At 37.6% G+C, this 21,239-nt stretch carries 33 protein-coding genes and 1 other annotated feature; of the genes, 1 reads left to right on the top strand and 32 read right to left on the bottom strand.

Annotated elements, in window-relative coordinates; genetic code table 11:
- Position 1 precedes the first annotated feature (1 nt).
- The 5 genes from J7S27_00360 to J7S27_00340 all read right to left on the bottom strand — a co-directional run bounded on the left by J7S27_00360 (position 2) and on the right by J7S27_00340 (position 5,418).
- Entirely contained in the window at positions 2-844 is an 843-nt protein-coding gene (locus tag J7S27_00360) for a YitT family protein (GenBank protein QTU83013.1), read from the bottom strand.
- A complete protein-coding gene (locus J7S27_00355; GenBank protein QTU83012.1) occupies positions 831-1,979 on the bottom strand; it encodes a nucleotidyltransferase family protein in 1,149 nt (382 codons plus the stop codon). The genes J7S27_00360 and J7S27_00355 overlap by 14 nt, the downstream gene beginning before the upstream one ends.
- Positions 1,969-2,997 carry a signal recognition particle-docking protein FtsY gene (ftsY, locus tag J7S27_00350; GenBank protein QTU83011.1) on the bottom strand — a complete coding sequence of 343 codons (1,029 nt, stop codon included), beginning with the start codon at positions 2,995-2,997 and terminating at the stop codon, positions 1,969-1,971. The genes J7S27_00355 and ftsY overlap by 11 nt, the downstream gene beginning before the upstream one ends.
- A 12-nt stretch (positions 2,998-3,009) precedes the next feature.
- A complete protein-coding gene (locus tag J7S27_00345; protein ID QTU83010.1) occupies positions 3,010-3,822 on the bottom strand; it encodes an HAD family phosphatase in 813 nt (270 codons plus the stop codon).
- Between the two features lie 261 nt (positions 3,823-4,083).
- Positions 4,084-5,418: a D-serine ammonia-lyase gene (locus J7S27_00340; GenBank protein QTU83009.1), complete on the bottom strand. Its 1,335-nt coding sequence runs from the start codon at positions 5,416-5,418 to the stop codon at positions 4,084-4,086.
- Between the two features lie 411 nt (positions 5,419-5,829).
- On the opposite strand from J7S27_00340, the gene J7S27_00335 reads away from it, so the two are divergent.
- On the top strand, positions 5,830-7,479 hold the full coding sequence (locus J7S27_00335; protein QTU83008.1) for an LPXTG cell wall anchor domain-containing protein: 1,650 nt from the start codon (positions 5,830-5,832) through the stop codon (positions 7,477-7,479).
- 429 nt (positions 7,480-7,908) lie between these two features.
- Here J7S27_00335 and rplL read toward each other — a convergent pair whose 3' ends face one another.
- The 27 genes from rplL to rplB form a co-directional block, all read right to left on the bottom strand.
- Entirely contained in the window at positions 7,909-8,277 is a 369-nt protein-coding gene (gene rplL, locus J7S27_00330; GenBank protein QTU83007.1) for a 50S ribosomal protein L7/L12, read from the bottom strand.
- Positions 8,278-8,352: 75 nt separating this feature from the next.
- The gene (locus J7S27_00325; GenBank protein ID QTU83006.1) at positions 8,353-8,853 is read right to left on the bottom strand and encodes a 50S ribosomal protein L10; all 501 of its coding nucleotides are present in this window, start codon (positions 8,851-8,853) and stop codon (positions 8,353-8,355) included.
- 31 nt (positions 8,854-8,884) lie between these two features.
- Positions 8,885-9,018, bottom strand: a sequence feature (ribosomal protein L10 leader region).
- Between the two features lie 169 nt (positions 9,019-9,187).
- Positions 9,188-9,568 (bottom strand): 50S ribosomal protein L17, encoded by a 381-nt coding sequence (rplQ, locus tag J7S27_00320; protein ID QTU83005.1) that lies wholly within the window; start codon positions 9,566-9,568, stop codon positions 9,188-9,190.
- A gap of 27 nt (positions 9,569-9,595) precedes the next feature.
- Entirely contained in the window at positions 9,596-10,540 is a 945-nt protein-coding gene (locus J7S27_00315; GenBank protein QTU83004.1) for a DNA-directed RNA polymerase subunit alpha, read from the bottom strand.
- Positions 10,541-10,644: 104 nt separating this feature from the next.
- Complete coding sequence (gene rpsK, locus J7S27_00310) at positions 10,645-11,031, bottom strand: 30S ribosomal protein S11 (GenBank protein QTU83003.1); 387 nt, start codon at positions 11,029-11,031, stop codon at positions 10,645-10,647.
- Positions 11,032-11,055: 24 nt separating this feature from the next.
- Positions 11,056-11,421, bottom strand: a complete 366-nt coding sequence (rpsM, locus tag J7S27_00305; protein ID QTU83002.1) for a 30S ribosomal protein S13 — start codon at positions 11,419-11,421, stop codon at positions 11,056-11,058.
- A 19-nt stretch (positions 11,422-11,440) separates the two neighbouring features.
- Positions 11,441-11,554 (bottom strand): 50S ribosomal protein L36, encoded by a 114-nt coding sequence (gene rpmJ, locus J7S27_00300; GenBank protein ID QTU83001.1) that lies wholly within the window; start codon positions 11,552-11,554, stop codon positions 11,441-11,443.
- Positions 11,555-11,637: 83 nt separating this feature from the next.
- Positions 11,638-11,856, bottom strand: a complete 219-nt coding sequence (infA, locus tag J7S27_00295; GenBank protein QTU83000.1) for a translation initiation factor IF-1 — start codon at positions 11,854-11,856, stop codon at positions 11,638-11,640.
- Between the two features lie 91 nt (positions 11,857-11,947).
- Entirely contained in the window at positions 11,948-12,595 is a 648-nt protein-coding gene (locus tag J7S27_00290; protein ID QTU82999.1) for an adenylate kinase, read from the bottom strand.
- A gap of 53 nt (positions 12,596-12,648) precedes the next feature.
- Complete coding sequence (secY, locus tag J7S27_00285) at positions 12,649-13,950, bottom strand: preprotein translocase subunit SecY (GenBank protein QTU82998.1); 1,302 nt, start codon at positions 13,948-13,950, stop codon at positions 12,649-12,651.
- Positions 13,950-14,390, bottom strand: a complete 441-nt coding sequence (rplO, locus tag J7S27_00280) for a 50S ribosomal protein L15 (GenBank protein QTU82997.1) — start codon at positions 14,388-14,390, stop codon at positions 13,950-13,952. Before rplO ends, secY begins: the two co-directional genes overlap by 1 nt.
- 37 nt (positions 14,391-14,427) lie before the next feature.
- The gene (rpmD, locus tag J7S27_00275; GenBank protein ID QTU82996.1) at positions 14,428-14,607 is read right to left on the bottom strand and encodes a 50S ribosomal protein L30; all 180 of its coding nucleotides are present in this window, start codon (positions 14,605-14,607) and stop codon (positions 14,428-14,430) included.
- A 15-nt stretch (positions 14,608-14,622) separates the two neighbouring features.
- Positions 14,623-15,117: a 30S ribosomal protein S5 gene (rpsE, locus tag J7S27_00270; GenBank protein QTU82995.1), complete on the bottom strand. Its 495-nt coding sequence runs from the start codon at positions 15,115-15,117 to the stop codon at positions 14,623-14,625.
- Between the two features lie 17 nt (positions 15,118-15,134).
- Positions 15,135-15,491: a 50S ribosomal protein L18 gene (gene rplR / locus J7S27_00265; GenBank protein ID QTU82994.1), complete on the bottom strand. Its 357-nt coding sequence runs from the start codon at positions 15,489-15,491 to the stop codon at positions 15,135-15,137.
- Positions 15,492-15,542: 51 nt separating this feature from the next.
- Complete coding sequence (gene rplF / locus J7S27_00260) at positions 15,543-16,079, bottom strand: 50S ribosomal protein L6 (GenBank protein ID QTU82993.1); 537 nt, start codon at positions 16,077-16,079, stop codon at positions 15,543-15,545.
- Positions 16,080-16,109: 30 nt separating this feature from the next.
- Positions 16,110-16,508, bottom strand: a complete 399-nt coding sequence (rpsH, locus tag J7S27_00255) for a 30S ribosomal protein S8 (protein ID QTU82992.1) — start codon at positions 16,506-16,508, stop codon at positions 16,110-16,112.
- A 34-nt stretch (positions 16,509-16,542) separates the two neighbouring features.
- Complete coding sequence (locus J7S27_00250) at positions 16,543-16,728, bottom strand: type Z 30S ribosomal protein S14 (GenBank protein QTU82991.1); 186 nt, start codon at positions 16,726-16,728, stop codon at positions 16,543-16,545.
- 18 nt (positions 16,729-16,746) lie between these two features.
- Entirely contained in the window at positions 16,747-17,286 is a 540-nt protein-coding gene (gene rplE / locus J7S27_00245; GenBank protein QTU82990.1) for a 50S ribosomal protein L5, read from the bottom strand.
- A 30-nt stretch (positions 17,287-17,316) separates the two neighbouring features.
- Entirely contained in the window at positions 17,317-17,622 is a 306-nt protein-coding gene (gene rplX, locus J7S27_00240) for a 50S ribosomal protein L24 (protein QTU82989.1), read from the bottom strand.
- Between the two features lie 53 nt (positions 17,623-17,675).
- A complete protein-coding gene (gene rplN, locus J7S27_00235; GenBank protein ID QTU82988.1) occupies positions 17,676-18,044 on the bottom strand; it encodes a 50S ribosomal protein L14 in 369 nt (122 codons plus the stop codon).
- A 48-nt stretch (positions 18,045-18,092) separates the two neighbouring features.
- Complete coding sequence (gene rpsQ / locus J7S27_00230) at positions 18,093-18,359, bottom strand: 30S ribosomal protein S17 (protein ID QTU82987.1); 267 nt, start codon at positions 18,357-18,359, stop codon at positions 18,093-18,095.
- Between the two features lie 26 nt (positions 18,360-18,385).
- Positions 18,386-18,580, bottom strand: coding sequence for a 50S ribosomal protein L29 (rpmC, locus tag J7S27_00225; GenBank protein QTU82986.1), 195 nt, complete (start codon positions 18,578-18,580; stop codon positions 18,386-18,388).
- The gene (rplP, locus tag J7S27_00220) at positions 18,570-19,001 is read right to left on the bottom strand and encodes a 50S ribosomal protein L16 (GenBank protein ID QTU82985.1); all 432 of its coding nucleotides are present in this window, start codon (positions 18,999-19,001) and stop codon (positions 18,570-18,572) included. The genes rpmC and rplP overlap by 11 nt, the downstream gene beginning before the upstream one ends.
- A gap of 2 nt (positions 19,002-19,003) precedes the next feature.
- The gene (rpsC, locus tag J7S27_00215; protein ID QTU82984.1) at positions 19,004-19,663 is read right to left on the bottom strand and encodes a 30S ribosomal protein S3; all 660 of its coding nucleotides are present in this window, start codon (positions 19,661-19,663) and stop codon (positions 19,004-19,006) included.
- A 3-nt stretch (positions 19,664-19,666) separates the two neighbouring features.
- Entirely contained in the window at positions 19,667-20,020 is a 354-nt protein-coding gene (gene rplV, locus J7S27_00210; GenBank protein ID QTU82983.1) for a 50S ribosomal protein L22, read from the bottom strand.
- Positions 20,021-20,040: 20 nt separating this feature from the next.
- Positions 20,041-20,322, bottom strand: a complete 282-nt coding sequence (gene rpsS, locus J7S27_00205) for a 30S ribosomal protein S19 (protein ID QTU82982.1) — start codon at positions 20,320-20,322, stop codon at positions 20,041-20,043.
- 50 nt (positions 20,323-20,372) lie between these two features.
- Entirely contained in the window at positions 20,373-21,203 is an 831-nt protein-coding gene (rplB, locus tag J7S27_00200; GenBank protein ID QTU82981.1) for a 50S ribosomal protein L2, read from the bottom strand.
- Between the last annotated feature and the right edge of the window lie 36 nt (positions 21,204-21,239).

Here is a 21,239-nt window from a genome sequence, read left to right as displayed (position 1 = left end):
TCTAGTCTTGTGCTTGTCGATAAAAATTACCAATAAATTGTTTTGTTCGCATCACATTAATAATCGCCGCTGGATCCGTTTCAATAATTCCTTGGGTAATCTCTTTGACCTCATACGCCGATACAATTGTTTGTAAAATGTATGTACGACGATGCGTATAACCACCAACTGCCTCTAAACACGTCATTCCATGGTGATGTTTATCAAAATAATAGTTCATCACTTTTTCAGGATAATTTGTTGTGATTTGTAACGTTAATTGGTCGTATCGGTTATGGAAATTTTCAATGGTTTTTGTCGTCACAAATTGGAATACAATAGAATACCCTGCTAACTCAAACCCTTTTTGAAAACCGAACAAAATTAATAAACACGTATTAAAAATAAAGACATATTGCCAAATGGCGCGCCCTTTTTTATTGGATACGTACAGCGCGATAAAGTCCGTCCCACCAGTTGATGCATTGCCTTGCAACGCAATAACGATATACATTCCCGTTAATACGCCACCAACTAGTACGGCTAACATGACATCATCAATAATCGGTTCAAAATTGAATACGGATAAAAAGAACGTACTCAATGTAACTTGGAATAACGTCAACAGTGTAAATCGTTTACTGATACCTTTATAACAAAATCCCGCAACAATAAAGTTCAATCCCCATGACACAACCGAAAACGGTACGGCACCACCCGTCACATTTTCTACAAGTACACCAAGCCCTAAAAATCCTCCCGGAAGCAAGTGAGCTGGATTTAATACCGCTTGTAAAACAAATGTCTGTAAGAAAGATGCCGCAACAACAGCACCAATTGATATTAATAATTTATAACGATTCATAATTGTCATCGACTCTTACCACTCTTTTAAAATTTTGTTCACTCACAAACATGAGTTGTTCATACACTTTATCGGCATGTATCATTGTCGAAAAGGTATCCATATCCCCTTTTTTAAATTGTGTTGTGTAGCTTGTGTTATCTAGCTGTTTCAAATAAGCCTTGCCTTTTGGCGAAAAGCCAAGCACACGTAACGGTACACTATTTTTTTCAAACCTGTTTTGGATGATTTCAGTTGTCCAGCGCAACACAATATACACACATAACCGTTGCAACCGTTTCTTTGTAAACCGTTTATTTTGTACTCGATTTAAAAAGTCGGCATAATCTCGTGCAACAGCAACTTCTCTTTTAAGCACATGCTCAATACCTTCGCTCATTTGATAAATGTGACGCAATTCCTCCAATGAACTTTGTATAATTTGATACTTTAGCAATTGCCAAAATAACGTATCGTTATAACACCTTTTTTGCAACGCGTCATCAATCAATTTGGGCACATACGTTGAAACATCTTGATGATGAGTGCGTGCCAAGCGAATCGCAGTCGCACTAGCAATATCTCCATTCGATAACGTTTTATCCGAATGATTGGACACCACACGTTCAATTGGTAATAACGTCATGTCATAGTTCAATGTGCGCATGCCTTTGATATAGGTGTATGCTAACAACTGATTAGGCAACATTAAGGTATCACGACTAAAACGTTGTGCATGTGACTTAGAAAAATCTTTTTCTATCATGGACAAGGTTTTTTCAAGCGGAATGGTATCTTTATGCGAAACTAAATCAGCCATAATTTCACGATTTTCTACACCAAACGATAGTTCACTCAGTTCAAGTTGCTTGGCAACTTTCATTGCCCCTAACCCAAAATAATCTGCCGCTTGTACGGCAAATTCATTTGGCAGTTCAACAACAAGATCAACGCCACTTTCTAATGCTGCTTGTGTACGTGTCCACTTATCTAGCAGAGCAACTTCTCCACGTTGTACCCAATTACCACTCATCACACTCACTAACACATCACTCGTCATCAAACGCTTCGTTTGTGCAACATGATGCGCATGCCCGTTATGAAAAGGATTGTATTCAGCGATAATCCCGCAGGCTTTCAATGGTTTATTGTTCATCTTTAATCAAATCTTTAATCAATCCGTACATATACTCGTCCGCTGCGAACACTTTCAAGTCATTCACACCTTCACCTAATCCGACAAATTTCACAGGAATATCCAAATCGTGACGAATCGCTAAAACGACACCACCTTTTGCAGTCCCGTCCAATTTCGTCAAAATCAAACCTGTAATATCCGTCGTTTCATTAAATTGTTTTGCTTGAATTAAGGCATTTTGACCCGTTGTGGCATCTAAAACCAACAACACTTCTTGCGCACCACCCGGCACTTCGCGGTTAATAATACGCTTAATTTTTTCCAATTCCGCCATCAAGTTGACTTTGTTTTGTAAACGACCTGCCGTATCGACTAACAAGTAATCAACCGACTGCTCTTTAGCCTTTTTAATCGCATCAAACACAACAGACGCTGGATCACCACCAAATTCACCTTCAACGACTTCAACACCGATACGTTCGCCCCACACACCAATCTGTTCAATGGCTCCGGCACGGAACGTATCTCCTGCGGCTAGCAACACTTTTTGACCAGATTGTTTCAATTGATGCGCCAACTTTCCAATAGACGTTGTTTTTCCAACACCATTCACACCAACGAATAACACCACCGTCAATCCATCCGGATTTTTCGTCAACACATGATTGGATTTATTCCCTTTTTCATAAATGGCTACTAAATGATTCACAATCGCGCGTTTTACTTCCTCTTGCGATGTTGCTTTCCATACCGCTTCATCATCACGTAACGCATCCGCCAAAGCAATGGTCATATCAAACCCGACGTCGCTTGTAATCAATACTTCTTCTAAATCATCAAAAAATTCATCATCGACACCACTAAATGATGAAAACAACGCATTCAATCGTTGCGAAAATGACGTACGCGTCTTTTCCATCCCTTTGTCGTATTCATCAAACGTAATACGACTTTGCGATTGTACCGCTTCTTGCGTGGCTTGTACCGTCTCATCTTCTCCGGTAAACGCACGCTTAATTCGATCCCAAAATGACATAATTTACTCCTTCTATTTGTTCAACACAAATTTTTCTATCGCTTGGGCTACCCCATGCTCCATATTGGTTCCCGTCACATATTTGGCAACAGCTTTGACGTGTTGTGTTGCATTGCCCATTGCCACGCCATATCCAACAGCTTGCAACATCGCCATATCGTTTGCTTCATCTCCTAGCGCCATACACTCTGCCATGGTAATGTTAAGCAATTGACACAACTGTGCAATCCCAAATGCTTTATCAATCCCTTTTGGCATAATCTCTAATAAATTAGTCCGTGATTTAAAGACATTCATTCGCTCAAAAAATGCTTTTGGCAATTGTGATACTTGGCAATCTAATCGATCCTCCGGACAACAACACACCGCCTTAACAAACGTATGCGTATCATCAAACGAATCAAATTCACGCCGTTCAAACGTCAAGTTTTTAATAATTACCGGATAAAGTGATGGATTATTTTGCGGATAAGTCGGTTCATACACTTTTTCTAAATCAATGGCATTCATTGGCAAATCGTGTGCGGACAACGTTTCGTAAATGTATCGCACATCGTCAAGCGTGTGCGGATGCATCGCTAAAATTTCACGCGTTGTTGCACGTTGGACTAAGCCACCGTTAAACGTGATGACGTAATCGTTATGTTCGGGCAATTCCAACGCATCAATAATAGATTGAATACCCATAATTGGACGCCCTGTGCACAGCACCACGTACACCCCTTGCTGAATAGCATCTTGCAAAGCTTTTTTATTTTCAGGCGACACTTGCTTATCATCTGTCAACAATGTCCCATCTAAATCTAAAGCAATTAACTTAATCATCACACTTCCTCCAAATAGTAAGTTAAGTATACCATAGAATGCTCAAAACGAAACGACAAAAAGCACGCGCTTTACAATTTAATGGACGTGGGATGACTTGTATACGTTACATTTTAAATCATCACGCTTTACTTATACATTTACTAATCATTAACTCATCAACAAAGCGTCTTAAATTTTTCATTTTACCACAAATTCCCTATATGCATTTTTATATACACGAGAAAAAACTACCCATCTTTCGATAGGTAGTTTTCCAAATTACGCATTAAACGGACTGCGTTTTCCTTCTTTGTAATATTCTTGTTTATAATTGTCCGGCATCATGCTACCACCCGTTGCCCAAGCAATGTGTGTCGCATTTTTCAATTTATCAACTAAATTGTATTTTTCTAAATATGCTCGGCCGTTTTCGCTATTTAATAGCGCATTCACACCCGGAATACCAGCAATGGCTGCCGGTTCCAATGGAATATCTTCTAAATCAACGAGCGCACTCAACCAATGCATCACTTCTGCTTCTGTCATTGTGTACCCACCAGAAAATAGTGTTTCCATTGCTTGCGCAACAAACCCTGACGTTCTTGGAACCGCTAAACCGTCCATAATGGTTTTACCTTCTAGGCCGAAATCTACAACAGATACCCCATCATATTGACCGGATAAAACACCACATAACATCGATGGCATCGTTGTTGGTTGTGCATGGAAGCAGTGAATGTGATCGCCAAAATATTGTTTCAAACCGAACGCCACCCCACCTGGACTACCGCCAATACCACAAGGCATATACATGAATAATGGATGCTCTTCATCAACCGTAATATTCATGTCTTTTAATTGTTGATACAAACGTGATCCCGCAATGGTATACCCTAAAAACAAGTCTTCTGAACGCTCGTCGTCAACAAAGTAAGAATATGGGTTGCTCTCTGAATCAATACGTCCACGTGTCACCGCTTCTGTAAAGTTCGTTTGATGTTCAACAACACGAACACCTTTCGAACGCAACAATTCTTTTTTCCATTCTTTTGCATCGTATGACATGTGAACAGTTACGTCAAACCCGAATTTTTCAGCCATAATTCCAACGCTAATACCTAAATTTCCTGTTGTTCCAACCATAACGGTATATTGCGAAAAGAATTTTTTAAATTCATCACTGTTAAATTTAGCATAATCGTCATCAATTCCGGTTAATAGTCCATTTTCTAACGCTAATTTTTCAGCGTGTTTCAACACTTCATAGATAGCTCCACGTGCTTTAACTGTTCCAGAAATTGGTAACGTGTCATCACGTTTTAAATACAAATTACCATCAATCGTTAAGTTGTACGCTTTTTCAAGTGCACCTTTTAAATGATCTAATTTCGTCAAACCTGATTCAATCACGCCCCCTGCTGACGCTGTTTCGGGATATGCCACTTTGAAAAAGGCTTTAAAACGTTCCATACGTTGCTCAACATCTTCAACTTGTTCACGCGAAAAACGATTCGTTTTCATCGCCTCTTCAAACGTTGGACGTTCATCGTTATACCAAAAAACAGGCTCTTGCTTTTTGATACGCTCTAAAATTTCTTGTTTATTGTTACTCAAAACAGTAACCTCCTTGACCTTTATGTTCCCATTATACTATTTTTTTGACACAATGAAACGAATTAATCAAAAAACTTACGGATTTTTTTAGGCTGTTTTTTTACTGTATCACAAAAATATAAAGTGTTTTTATCCGTTTTTTCACTCCGTATGATCACCTACCTTGTGATACAGGGCATCGTTGTATCCGTCATATGAATAAACCACACCGCCTGATTATTTCAAATGTATTGTTATTGGATAAATTGATTTTACTATTGATTGAACATACCCTGTTTCAGAAATAGTAAAGCAACAGTAAAACCCCATTATTTTTGCAAAAAGCATTGCATTTTATAAAATCTACTGATATACTTATAATAAGGTATACTATATGTATCCCTTATATATATATTAGAGAGGAGCTATTTTATGTTCAAAAAAGAAAGTGTGAAGTACCTTGTTAGAAAAACAGCTTACGGATTAGGTTCTGTAGCAGTTGGTTTCGCATTGTTAAATACACCACTTATCACACAAGTCAGCGAAACGTTGGCACCAGTTGCATACGCAGCAGACTTTAAAAGAGTGATTAACTCAGAAATTACTCCACAGCAACTAAAAGTAACGGTTATCGGAGAATCAAATAGCAAAGTTGAGGTTGAATATGACCAAGCTGATGATTCTGAGCCATTATACACGTTAACAGAAAAAGCAAACGGAGACGGAACATCAACATATACTTTAGATAAACGTTTCCCTGGAAATGTAGGCTACAATCCATTAAAAGTTTTATTTACAAAAGACAACGTTACAAAAACGTATAACTTACCCGAACCAGCATCTGTTTTATCAAAATTGGCTAGAACACCAATCGAAAAAACAAGAGTAGCCGATCCAAACGCATTAACAGCCGACGAGCAAAATGCGATTATCGCTAAAATCGTAAAACGATTTAACGAATTTGGTCGTCCAATTACAGCAGCTAACGTTTCCTATTCTCCTGCACTAAAACAATTCGCAGTGGACGAAGATATTGACCTTACAGGAAAATATCCTGAATTAGATGTTTATCATGCACATGTAACATTAGGTGTTCAAGCAGTTATTGATTTAAACGCTATTCAAAACACCAACATTCAAATTACAAACGAATTTTTATCAGGTGCAAGTTTCTTAGGACCTGCTGATGGTAAAGCTGTGGCATCTTATGACGGTAAAGAGTACAAGTTAGTAGCCGCTAGAGCTAGCCAATACGTTTATTCATTGGATATTTCACGAAATTCAGGGTATAGAGAGACAAAATTCGATGTGGTCAACAACAACGAAACATTAGAATTTAAATTGGTAAACGCTGACGGTGAAACGTTAACCAAAACAGTAGATGTTTCTGAACAATTGCAACACAAAGTCGACCAAGCACTAAAAGCAAAACCGTTAGAAAAATCAGTAAGAGAAAACAACAACCGCTTTACAGATGACGAAGTCGCTGCATTTTCACAACGTATTAGAACATACTTAACCGAAATGGGATTAGGCGACCGCATTGAATCGATTAACCAACAAGGTAATACAAACATCCGAGTTCTATTTACACCAACAACGACAACAACCGAAAACGGAACAGACACTGTACAGTTCGGATATATTTTCACGCCAGAAAAATTATACACTGTTGGAGAACCTGAACCTGTTTTACCACCAGAAATCGAACAACCTACTGAGCAACCAGCGGAACAACCGTCAGAACAGCCAGAAGGAAACACAGGTGAAACGCCAACCAACCAAGATACACCTGAAAGCACGACTGGTCAACAAGACGAGCAAGCAGGTAAAGACGAAGAAACAGCTAAACCCGACACAACAGTAGAAAAAACACCTGAACCGTCAAATAATCAATCAACTGAACAAACAGCGGAACAAACGGGAACAGCTTCATCAGAAACGTCTGATAAAGCAAAAACACCTCTATTACCGCAAACAGGTGAAACAGAGCAATCTACAACATTGTATGGAGCAACTGCTCTTGGATTAGGATTAATGATTGCAGCATTCAAAAAACGCTTCAACAAAGAAACTAAATAATTGTATTTCAAAACGCTGAAATCACACCACCCCCCTCGCAAGAAAATCTTACGAGGGGGTTGTTTCTATACAAAATGATATGGTGAGCAAAAATTAAGCAACTTCATCAACCGATAACAAGAACTGTCGTTCGTTATCGGTTTTTGTATTTTTAAATAAACGTTTCATAAACCATTACACAATCGATAGTAATTGGTGTATACTAGATGCATAGGTCATGATAATTCTCCTTTGATTGGTTTTAGCGCTTTAATTATAAGGGAATATCTGACCTTTTTGTATATATAATTTAAAAGGTGTTGATAGGTTCCTTGCGGAAGCCACCAACACCAAATATTATAGAACCGAAATAAGTCCAAATTAAGTCCACAAATGACAAAAACACCGCACACTGTGATACACAATGTGCGGTGTTGAAATTAAACATTATTATTTTAATGTTACAGAAGCACCAGCTTCTTCTAATTGAGCTTTTAATGCTTCAGCGTCTTCTTTAGAAGCGCCTTCTTTAACGATAGATGGTGCGCCATCTACTAATTCTTTAGCTTCTTTTAAACCTAAACCAGTAGCTTCACGTACAACTTTGATTACGCCGATTTTTTTGTCGCCAGCGCTTGTTAATTCTACGTCAAATTCTGTTTTTTCTTCTGCAGCAGCAGCGCCACCAACAGCAGCTACAGCTACAGGAGCAGCAGCAGTTACGCCAAATTCTTCTTCAATTGCTTTTACTAAGTCGTTTAATTCTAAAATTGTTGCTTCTTTAATGTCAGCAATAATTTGTTCAATGTTTAATGCCATTTTAAATTTCCTCCAAATTTATATTAATTATAATTTATGCTGAATGTTTCAGCGTTAATGTGTTTGAAAAAGGGATTATGCCACTTCTTCTTTTTGTTCTGCAACAGCTTTGAAAACCAACGCTGTATTGCGAACTGGTGCTTGTAAAACTGATAAAAGCATAGATAACATACCGTCTTTGTTTGGTAATGCTGCTAAAGCTTCTACTTCTGATTTACCAACAACTTTACCTTCAACAATACCTGCTTTAATTTCTAATGCCTCTGCAGTTTTTGCAAAATCAGCTAAAATTTTAGCTGGTGCAACTGCATCATCATTTGAAAAAGCAACAGCTGTAGGACCTACTAAAGCTTCATCTAAGCCTTCTAAGTTTTGAGCTGCTACCGCACGACGTACGATTCCATTTTTTAATACACGGAACTCAACGCCAGCTTGACGTAATTGTGAACGTAAACGTGTTACTTGATCAACGGTTAAGCCTAAGTAGTCCACGATAACAACTGAAGATGCGTCTTCAATTTTTTTAGCGACTTCTTGAACTAATTCCGCTTTTTTAGCAATAATTGCTTCGCTCATTGTGCCACCTCCATTAAATTTTGGGCAGAATTTTTTTAATAAAAAAACTCCACGTCGCCCAAGACATGAAGAAGTACAGATAATCATATGTAATCATTCTGTTCCCCTCGGTAGGATTTTTAAGATAAGCTCCCCTACTGTCTTTGGTTTACCTTAACCATAATACTAACAAAATGCTATTCTGTCAACCTTTTTCAGCGAAAATGGGTAAAAAAAAACTAATGAAACCTCATTAGCATAAAAGTATTTATATTACCACAGGTCTTTTGACCTGCGGTAATATAACGAGCTAGACTGTGAATGATTTCAACCATCATAACGCTCTTTTTATAAATTAAACCAACTCAATGATAACCATTTGAGCGCCATCACCACGACGTTGTTCAGTTTTTAAGATACGTGTGTATCCACCTTGACGTCCTTCGTAGCGTGTTGCTAAACCATTGAATAATTTTTGTAGTGCTGTTTCAACAACTACAGTGCCTTCTTCTTCACGTACTGATGCTACTTCGTTACGTACAAAAGCTGCCGCTTGACGACGTGCATGTAATGTACCACGCTTACCTAAAGTAATCATTTTTTCAGTAGTTGAACGGATTTCTTTAGCTCTTGCTTCAGTTGTTACGATACGCTCATTAATCAATAAATCTGTTGTTAAATCACGTAGCATTGCTTTTCTTTGAGCACTTGTACGACCTAATTTACGGTATGCCATGAATGAGATCCTCCTTTACATTGATACTTAATCTTCTTGACGTAATGTTAAGTTTAACTCAACTAATTTGTTATGTACTTCTTCTAAAGACTTACGCCCTAAATTACGCACTTTAATCATTTCTGCTTCTGTTTTATCAGTTAACTCTTGAACAGTGTTAATGCCTGCACGTTTTAAACAGTTGTATGAACGAACAGATAAATCTAACTCTTCAATTGTCATTTCAAGCATTTTTTCTTTATGCGTATCTTCTTTTTCTACCATAATTTCAACTTTACGTGTTTGTTCACTTAAGTTGACAAATACATCTAAATGTTCAGTTAAAATTTTAGCTGATAAACTGATTGCAGCTTCTGGACTAACTGATCCGTCTGTCCAAATGTCTAACGTTAATTTATCATAAATATTTTTTTGACCAATTCTTGTATTTTCTACTTGGTAGTTCACACGACTGACAGGTGTGTAGATTGAATCAATTGGTAACACACCAATTGGCATATCATCACGTTTGTTGTGTTCTGCACGAACGTAGCCGCGACCTGTACGCGCTGTAAGTGACATTTTTAAATGCGCACCTTTGGCAACTGTACAAATATACAAATCTGGATTTAAAATTTCTACATCACTTGATTTTGTAATGTGATCAGCTGTAACGACAGCAGGACCAACAACATCAATTTCTAATGTTTTCTCTGTTACATCGTTTAATTTTAATGCTAGTTTTTTGATATTTAAAATGATGGTTGCTACATCTTCAACAACACCTGGTACTGTTGAAAACTCATGTAAAACACCTTCGATTTGAATATCGGTAATTGCTGCACCCGGTAATGAAGATAACAAAATACGACGTAGTGAATTTCCAAGGGTTGTTCCATAACCGCGTTCTAGTGGTTCCACAACGAATTTACCAAACTTGGCATCTTCGCTGATCTCAATCGTCTCAATCTTTGGTTTTTCAATTTCGATCATTTTTTATACCCCTTTCGAATTTAAACAGTTTTACTGTCTCAAACTACTTTTAAGTTTACGTTTTTCTTCTTTAAAATTACACGCTTCCAAATCTCTAGTATAAATTATACACGACGACGTTTTGGAGGACGGCAACCATTGTGTGGGATTGGGGTTACATCACGAATTGATGTAATTTCTAATCCAGCAGCTTGTAAAGAACGAATTGCTGATTCACGTCCTGAACCTGGTCCTTTAACTGATACTTCAACTGTTCTCATACCGTGTTCGATAGAACCTTTAGCAGCTGATTCAGCAGCCATTTGCGCTGCGAATGGAGTAGATTTTTTAGAACCTTTAAATCCTAAAGCACCTGCTGATGACCATGACACAGCATTTCCATGAACATCTGTAATCATAACGATTGTATTGTTGAATGTTGAACGGATATGTGCAATACCTGATTCAATATTTTTTTTCACGCGACGTTTACGAGTCACTTTTTTAGCCATGAAGTTTAACCTCCCTACTTAGAATTATTTTTTCTTGCCTGCAATTGCTTTTGCTGGGCCTTTACGAGTACGTGCATTATTTTTAGTATTTTGTCCACGAACTGGTAAACCACGACGGTGACGGATACCTCTGTATGATCCGATTTCCATCAAACGTTTGATATTTAAGCTAACTTCACGACGTAAGTCACCTTCAACTTTTAATTTGTCAACTTCCGCACGAATACGGTCTAATTGATCGTTTGTTAAGTCTTTGACACGTACATCTTCAGATACTTCTGCAGCTGCTAAAATATCTTGAGAAGTTTTCTTTCCAATACCAAAAATGTATGTTAAAGAAATTACTACACGTTTATCACGTGGTACGTCTACACCTGCGATACGAGCCATTTACGGCACCTCCTTATAATTATCCTTGACGTTGTTTGTGTTTTGGATTTTCACAAATTACCATAACACGACCATTGCGTTTAATGACTTTACATTTTTCGCAAATTGGTTTTACTGAAGCTCTAACTTTCATTTTTTTACCTCCTCTAAAGTAAACGATTTATACATCATTTAATCAAAAACAAGAAACTATCTTATTTTATGGATGGAGTACAATTATTTAAAGCGATATGTAATTCTTCCACGAGTTAAATCATATGGTGATAACTCAACCGTTACTTTATCCCCTGGTAGAATACGAATGTAATGCATTCTGATTTTTCCAGAAACATGTGCCAATACAATATGGCCGTTTTCTAATTCTACTTTAAACATTGCATTCGGCAAAGTTTCAACGACTGTTCCTTCAATTTCAATCACATCGTCTTTAGCCACGCCTTTATACCTCCTTAACTATCCGCTTCTTTTATAGCTCTAACCCTCAAATTATACCATGAAATCAAGGCTTTGAAAAGGTTGCGCTAGATTACTTTTCAATGATTTTTTTGACTTCTTCAAAGACAACAGCGATATCGTCTTCTCCATTGACATTAAATAACACTTGTTTTTCAGCATAATAGTCTAATAAAGGTTGTGCTTGTTTTAAGTTGATTTGAATACGATTTTCAACTGTTTCTGGTTTGTCATCTTCGCGTTGATAAAATTCATGCGACCCACACTTATCACAAACACCTTCCACTTTTGGTGGATTGTTTAATTTATGATACGTTGCACCACACCCACGGCAAATGATACGGCCTGTTAAGCGCGCTTGCAACACTTCTGGATTCACATCAATGTTAATCACTGCGTCAATTTTTCTACCTAATTGTTCTAAAATCTCGTCTAAAGCGTGTGCTTGGGCTAATGTACGTGGAAATCCATCCAATAAGAAGCCTTTTGCTGTATCGTCTTGAGCTAAACGCTCTTTCACAATACCGTTAGTTACATCATCTGGTACTAACTCACCTTTATCCATATAAGATTTAGCTTGTACACCTAACGGTGTTTCATTTTTCATTGCTGCACGGAACATATCTCCTGTTGAAATATGAGGAAACTTGTATGTTTCAACAATCTTTTCAGCTTGTGTTCCTTTACCTGCCCCTGGCAAGCCCATCAATAAAATATTCATTACTACTTCCTCCAGAGATATTGCAGTAAAACGACAAAATGTGATTTGCCGCGTTACTGAATAAATCCTTTATATTTACGTTTCATCAATTTTCCTTGAATTTGTTTAGATGTTTCTAAAATAACACCAATCACAATTAAAATATTCGTTCCACTTAAAGATAATCTTGAAGGGAAAGACGGAATCACTAATGACGCGATAATCGGAATTGCTGCAATAAGTGCTAAGTAAACTGATCCAACTACACTTAAACGCATTAGCATTTTAGATAAGTAGTTTTCAGTTCCTTTTCCGGGTCTTACACCCACAATGTATCCACCTTGTTTTTGTAAGTTTTCTGCCACTTTTTCAGGGTTAACTTGAATAAATGCATAGAAGAACGTAAACAAGATGATTAGCGTAATATAAATTACCGCTCCCACTGGTTGACGATAATTAAAGGCTGTTTGCAACATTTGGAACCAACCGCGATCCGCGTATTGTGTTGAAAAGAAGCCTAAAATTGTAGATGGAATTAAAATAAATGAGCTCGCAAAAATAACAGGCACTACACCAGCCGAATTAATTTTCAATGGTAAATAAGCCATTTTACTAGCTCCATTGGCACGCTTAGAATATTGTACGTGAAGTTTGCGTTGTGCTTGTTCCATGAGAATGACAAAAGCAAACATTAGCAACAATAATGCGACACCACCTGCTACCACAACAAGACGACGTTTTAATGAAACGTCAGCGTTGCCTAAATATCTAACAAATAGGCTGTATAATTCTCCGGGTAGTTGTGCAACGATACCACTTAAAATAATAAGCGATGTTCCGTTACCTACACCTTTTTGCGTAATTTGTTCACCCATCCACATCACTAACATTGTACCGGCAGTTAAAACCAACGCAATCATTAAATAAGATTGAGCTGATGTATTTCTAACTAAACCGAAACCTGTTAATGCGTTAAAACCTAGTGAAATACCGATGGCTTGAACGAAACCAAGAACAATTGTGAAATATACGGTTGCACGATTTAATTTACGACGACCAACTTCACCTTGTTTTGACCATTCACTAAACACCGGAATGATGTCCATTTGTAACAACTGAACAATAATTGATGACGTGATGTATGGTGAGACCCCTAGTGCAAAAATAGAATATTGTTGCAAGGCTCCCCCACCAAACGTATTTAAAATACTAAACAAACTGTTTCCAGAGTTTGACAAACGCGCCATAGCCGCTGCATTAACTCCCGGAACCGTAATTTGTGTCCCAATTCTAAATATAACAATCATCATAATAGTAAAAAAGATACGTTGACGCATCTCTTTTACTTTAAAGGCTGATTTTAATAATGAGAACATTAAATCACCTCTACTGAACCACCAGCAGCTTCAATAGCTTCTTTAGCTACTTGCGAAAATTTGTGTGCTTTAACAGTTAATTTTCTTTCTAATTTACCATTTGCTAAAACTTTGATTCCTGATAACTCTTTTGAAACGATTCCAGCTTCAAATAAAGCAACAGGTGTTACTTCAGTTCCATCTTCAAAACGGTTTAAGTCAGATAAATTAACAATTGCGTATTCTTTACGGTTAATGTTAGTAAAACCACGTTTTGCAATACGTTTGAATAATGGTGTTTGACCACCTTCAAAACCTAATCTTACACCACCGCCTGAACGTGCTTTCTGACCTTTGTGTCCACGTCCCGCTGTTTTACCATTTCCTGAACCTTGACCACGACCTACACGGTTACGTACGTGACGTGAACCTGCAGCAGGTTTTAATGAATGAAGTTCCATTGATGAGGCACCTCCTTATTGTAAAATATTATAAAATTTAAATTTCTTCTACTTCTACTAAGTGAGAAACTGTACGAACCATACCTTTAATCGCATCGTTTACAGGCTTCACAACTGTTTTGTGAGGTTTTGTTAAACCTAAAGCTTTGCATGTATCGATTTGATTTTGAGGACGTCCGATTAAGCTACGTTTTAAAGTAATTTTTAATTCTGCCATCTTTAAGTCCTCCTATTATAATTCTTCTACTGATTTGCCACGTAATTGCGCAACCTCTTCAGCACGTTTTAATTGTTTTAATCCTTCAATCGTTGCACGAACCATGTTTACTGGTGTGTTAGATCCTAATGATTTACTTGTTACATCGGCAATACCTGCCAACTCAACAACTGCACGTACTGGTCCACCTGCAGCAACTCCAGAACCGGCAGTAGCTGGTTTTAACAATACGTTACCACCACAGAAACGTCCAATTACTTCGTGAGGAATTGTTGATCCTACAGTTGGTACTGAAATTAAGTTTTTCTTAGCGTCTTCGATTGCTTTACGGATAGCTTCTGGAACCTCTTGAGCTTTACCAGTACCGAAACCAACGTGACCATTTTTGTCACCCACAACCACTAAAGCAGCAAAACGTAAACGACGTCCACCTTTAACAACTTTTGTGACGCGGTTAATAGCAACAACGCGATCTTCTAATTCTAATTTTGTATGATCGATAAAAGCCATGAATGGGTATCCTCCTTCTAAAATTCTAGTCCATTTTCGCGTGCAGCTTCAGCTAAAGCTTTCACACGGCCATGGTATAGATAACCACCACGGTCGAAGACTACTTTCTTGTAATTTTTTGCTGCTGCACGTTCTGCAACTAATTTACCTACGATTGCAGCTTGTTCAGATTTAGTAGCTTTTGACACTTCTTTATCTAAAGTTGAGGCACTTGCTAGCGTCACACCCGCTACGTCATCAATTAATTGAGCGTAGATGTGTTTATTTGAACGAAAAACATTCAAGCGTGGGCACTCAGCAGTACCAGAAATTTTTGATCTTACGCGCGAATGACGAGCTTGGCGCATTTTGTTTTTATCTGGTTTTGTAATCACTTTGACACCTCTATATTTTTTTAATAACAGGATAATAATCGTTTAATACGATTATTTACCTGTTTTACCTTCTTTACGACGTACGTATTCGTCAGTGTAACGGATACCTTTACCTTTATATGGCTCTGGTGGACGTACACCACGGATGTTGGCTGCTAATGCACCAACTTTTTCTTTGTTAATTCCACGTACAATAACTTTTGTGTTTGATGGTACTTCTACTGTTAAACCATCTTCTGGTGTGAATTCAACCGGATGAGAGTACCCAACGTTTAATACTAATTTAGTACCTTGTAATTGTGCACGGTAACCAACACCGACTAAATCTAATTCTTTAGAAAATCCTTCAGTAACACCAACAACCATGTTGTTTAATACAGCACGTGTTGTTCCGTGTAATGAACGGCTTTCTTTTTCGTCATTAGGACGAGTAAATGTAACTTGTGTTTCTTCCACGTTAATTGTAATAACTGGAGAAAATTCGCGAGTTAACTCGCCTTTAGGACCCTTAACTGTTACGTTATTCCCGTTAACAGTAACGGTTACGCCATTTGGAATCTCAACTGGTTTATTACCAATACGACTCATGACTGCACCTCCATATAGTTTAATTTATTTTTACCAAACGTAAGCTAATACTTCGCCGCCTACATTTTTTTGTCTTGCAACTTTATCAGTGACAACACCTTCAGAAGTTGAAAGAATTGCAATACCTAAACCGTTTAATACTTTAGGCACTTCGTTTGTTTTTGCATAAACACGTAAACCTGGTTTTGAAATACGTTTCAAACCTGTGATAACGCGCTCGTTGTTTTGTCCATATTTTAAGAAAACACGGATAACGCCTTGTTTGTCATCTTCGATAACTTCAAAGTCTTTGATAAATCCTTCATTTTTAAGAATTGTCGCAATATCTTTTTTCATGCGTGATGCAGGTGCTTCTAAAACCGCGTGACGAACCATGTTCGCGTTACGGATACGAGTTAGAAAATCTGCAATTGGATCTGTCATAACCATTTAGCTGAACCTCCTATTAGATTGATAGTGTAAATTACCAACTAGCTTTCTTCACTCCAGGAATTTGCCCTTTATAAGCAAGTTCACGGAAGCAAATACGGCAAAGTTTAAATTTGCGATATACAGAATGTGGACGTCCGCAACGCTCGCAACGAGTGTATTCTTGAACAGCAAATTTTTTAGGACGTTTGTTTTTTGCAACCATTGATTTTTTAGCCACTTCATTCGCCTCCTATAATTATTTTTGGAATGGCATTCCTAATTGTGTTAATAATTCTCTTGATTCTTCGTCTGATTTAGCAGTTGTAACGATAACGATATCCATACCACGTACTTTATCTACTTTATCGTATTCAACCTCAGGGAAGATTAATTGTTCTTTAATACCTAATGTGTAGTTTCCACGACCATCGAAAGCTTTTTTGCTTACTCCACGGAAGTCACGTACACGTGGTAATGATACAGTAACTAATTTGTCTAAGAAATCGTACATACGGTCTCCACGTAAAGTTACTTTTGCACCGATTGGCATACCTTCACGTAAACGGAATCCCGCGATTGATTTTTTAGCTTTAGTTACTACAGGTTTTTGACCTGAAATTGCTGTTAATTCATCTACAGCTTTTTCTAAATTTTTAGCATTTGATACTGCATCACCAACACCCATATTGATAACGATTTTATCAATTTTTGGTGCTTGCATTACAGATGTATAGTTGAATTTTTCTACTAATGAAGGCACTACTTCATTAACGTATTTTTCTTTCAATCTACTCATTATTTGAGTTATCCTCCTTCCTTAGGATTATTAAATTGTTTCGCCTGTCTTTTTAGAAACGCGTACTTTCTTACCGTCTACAACTTTGTAGCCAACACGAGTTGGTTGATTTGTAGATGGGTCGATCAACATTACGTTAGAAACGTGAATTGGAGCTTCCTTTTCAACGATTCCACCGTTTGGATTTGTATTTGATGGTTTAGTATGTTTTTTAACAATATTCACACCTTCAACAATAACGCGATCTTTTTTAGGAAAAGCTTTCGTAATTACGCCTTCTTTGCCTTTATCTTTACCAGCTAAAACTTTTACTTTATCACCAGTTTTTACGTGCATGTAACGTTGCACCTCCTTCGTTTGTTGACTGTTTAAATGATTTATTTGATTGATTAAATAACTTCTGGTGCTAATGATACAATTTTCATGTAGTTGTTATCACGTAATTCACGTGCAACTGGCCCGAAAATACGTGTACCACGTGGGCTCTTGTCATCTTTAATAATAACACAAGCATTTTCATCAAATTTGATGTATGAACCGTCTTTACGACGAGCACCTGATTTTGTACGAACGATAACAGCTTTAACAACGTCACCTTTTTTAACAACTCCACCTGGTGTTGCTTGTTTAACAGTTGCTACAATCACATCACCAATGTTTGCAGTTTTACGGTTTGAACCACCTAAAACTCGAATAGTTAACACTTCACGTGCACCTGAGTTATCAGCTACTTTTAAACGAGATTCTGTTTGAATCATTTCGGTCTCCTCCTTTTCGAATGGTTAGTCAATTTTCAAAGTTAAAAATTAAATAATAATGGATTCCTCAACAATTTCTAATAAACGAAAATGTTTTGTAGCAGAAAGTGGACGAGTTTCCATAATTTTCACGATGTCGCCCATTTTTGCTGAGTTGTTTTCATCATGAGCTTTGAATTTTTTAGAATATTTAACACGTTTACCATATGTTGGGTGTGTTTTGTATGTTTCAACAACTACTGTAATTGTTTTGTCCATTTTATCTGAAACAACACGACCTTGATAAACTTTACGTTGATTACGTTCTACAGTCATCTTTTATGTCCTCCTTTGCTGATCTACTATTTTTGTAATTCTTGTTGACGCACTACTGTCTTAATACGTGCAATTGTTTTACGTACTTCTTTTAAGCGCGCAGTATTTTCTAATTGGCCAGTAGCTAATTGGAATCGAAGATTGAATAATTCTTCTTTGAATTCTTTTTCTTTAGCAACTAATTCAGCAGTGGACAGACCGTTTAATTCATTAATTTTCATTCGATTCACCACTTTCTGTACGTTTTACAAATTTAGTTTTTACAGGTAATTTGTGAGAAGCTAAGCGGAACGCTTCACGTGCGATTTCTTCTGAAACCCCAGCAACTTCGAACATCACTTTACCACGTTTAACTGGTGCAACCCATCCTTCAGGCGCCCCTTTACCAGAACCCATACGTACTCCGATAGGTTTTGATGTATAAGATTTATGAGGGAAAATTTTAATCCATACTTTCCCACCACGTTTCATATAACGAGTCATAGCAATACGCGCTGATTCGATTTGGCGGTTTGTAATCCAGTGTGATTCAGTTGCTTGTAAACCAAATTCACCGAAAACTACTTCTTTACCACCTTTAGCTTCACCACGCATTTTTCCTCTGAATTCACGACGGAATTTTACACGTTTTGGTACTAACATGATTAATTTTCTCCTTTCTCAGTTTTTTTCTTTGCTGGCAATACTTCGCCACGGTAAATCCATACTTTAACACCTAATTTACCATATGTTGTTAACGCTTCTTCCCATGCATAATCAATATCTGCACGTAAAGTATGCAATGGAACAGTTCCTTCTGAATAGCTTTCAGTACGGGCCATATCAGCACCGTTTAAACGACCTGAAACCATTGTTTTAATTCCTTTAGCACCAGATTTCATTGTGCGTTGGATCGCTTGTTTTTGTGCACGACGGAAAGCTACACGGTTTTCTAATTGACGTGCAATTCCTTCTGCAACTAATTTTGCGTCTAAATCAGGTTTTTTAATTTCAACGATGTTAATGTTTACGTTACGACCTGTTAAACTTCTTAATTGTTTACGTAAGTTTTCTACTTCTGAACCGCCTTTACCGATTACTAAACCTGGTTTTGCAGTATGGATAGAAACTGTTACTACGTTGTTTGCTTTACGTTCTGTTTCGATTGTTGAAATCGCAGCATCTTTTAAGCGTGTTAAAATATACTTGCGGATTTTTAAATCTTCATGTAAGAACTCTGCATAGTCTTTTTCAGCGTACCATTTAGCATCCCAATCACGGATGATTCCGACACGCATTCCAATTGGATGTACTTTTTGACCCACAGACTATCCCTCCTTATTCTCTGAAACCACGATTGTAATGTGGCTTGTACGTTTATTAATTGGAGAAGCTGATCCTTTTGCACGTGGACGGAAACGTTTCATTGTTGGTCCTTCGTTTACAAAAGCTTCACTTACTACCAAGTTTTCAATATCTAAATCAAAATTGTGTTCTGCATTTGCAACAGCTGACATTAACACTTTCTCAACAACTGGAGATGCTGAGCGTTGTGTAAATTTTAAGATTGAGATTGCTTCGCCAATCTTTTTGCCTCTAATTAAATCCACTACTAAACGAACTTTACGAGGTGCAATGCGAACTGTTTTAGCAACTGCTTTTGCCGATGTAATTTCTGACATTTTATTTACCTCCTATAAAATTAACGTTTTTTAGATTTTTTATCATCCGCAGCATGACCACGGTATGTTCTTGTTGGTGCAAACTCACCTAATTTGTGCCCTACCATATCTTCTTGTACGTATACTGGAACATGTTTTCTACCATCGTATACAGCGATTGTTTGTCCAACAAAATTTGGGAAGATTGTAGAACGACGTGACCAAGTTTTAACAACTTGTTTTTTGTCGCTTGCAGCTGCAGCTTCAACTTTTTTCATTAAATGGGCATCAACGAATGGCCCTTTTTTAAGACTACGACTCACAGTGAAGCCTCCCTTCTGATGATTTTCTTATCATTTCAATGTGTTAATTACTATTTTTTACGTCCACGTACGATTAATTTATTGCTACGCGCTTTTTTCTTACGTGTTTTTAAACCTAATGCAGGTTTACCCCATGGTGTCATTGGTGATTTACGTCCGATTGGAGCACGTCCTTCACCACCACCGTGTGGGTGATCGTTAGGGTTCATTACAGAACCACGTACTGTAGGGCGTTTACCTAACCAGCGTGTACGACCAGCTTTACCAATGTTTACTAATTCGTGTTGCTCGTTACCTACTGTACCGACTGTTGCACGGCAAGTTGATAAGATCATACGTACTTCACCTGAGTTTAAACGGATCAATGTGTATTTACCTTCTTGACCCAACACTTGTGCGCTTGTACCAGCTGAACGAATCAATTGTCCGCCTTTACCTGGTTTAGTTTCAATGTTGTGAACTAAAGTACCAACAGGGATATTTGCTAATGGTAACGCGTTACCAACTTTAATATCCGCATTTGGACCTGATTCAATTTTTTGACCAACTTCAATTCCTTTTGGTGCAATGATGTATGTTTTCACACCGTCTGCATATTGCACTAAAGCGATATTTGCTGAACGGTTTGGATCGTACTCAACAGCTTTAATCACTGCTGCTACGTCATCTTTTGTACGTTTGAAGTCAATAACACGGTAAGCACGTTTGTGACCACCACCGTTATGACGTACAGTAATTTTACCTTGGTTGTTACGTCCGGCTGTCTTTTTGATTGGTTCTAACAATGATTTTTCTGGAGTAGATTTTGTAATCTCAGCAAAATCATAACCTGTCATATTACGACGGCCGTTTGTTGTAGGGTTATATTTTTTTAACGCCACGACTGTTTCCTCCTAATGATTTTCTTTCTAGATCAA

This window comes from Carnobacteriaceae bacterium zg-C25 (genome assembly GCA_017945845.1).
GTDB lineage: Bacteria > Bacillota > Bacilli > Lactobacillales > Aerococcaceae > WM01.
This window is presented reverse-complemented; position numbering and strand designations above follow the sequence as displayed.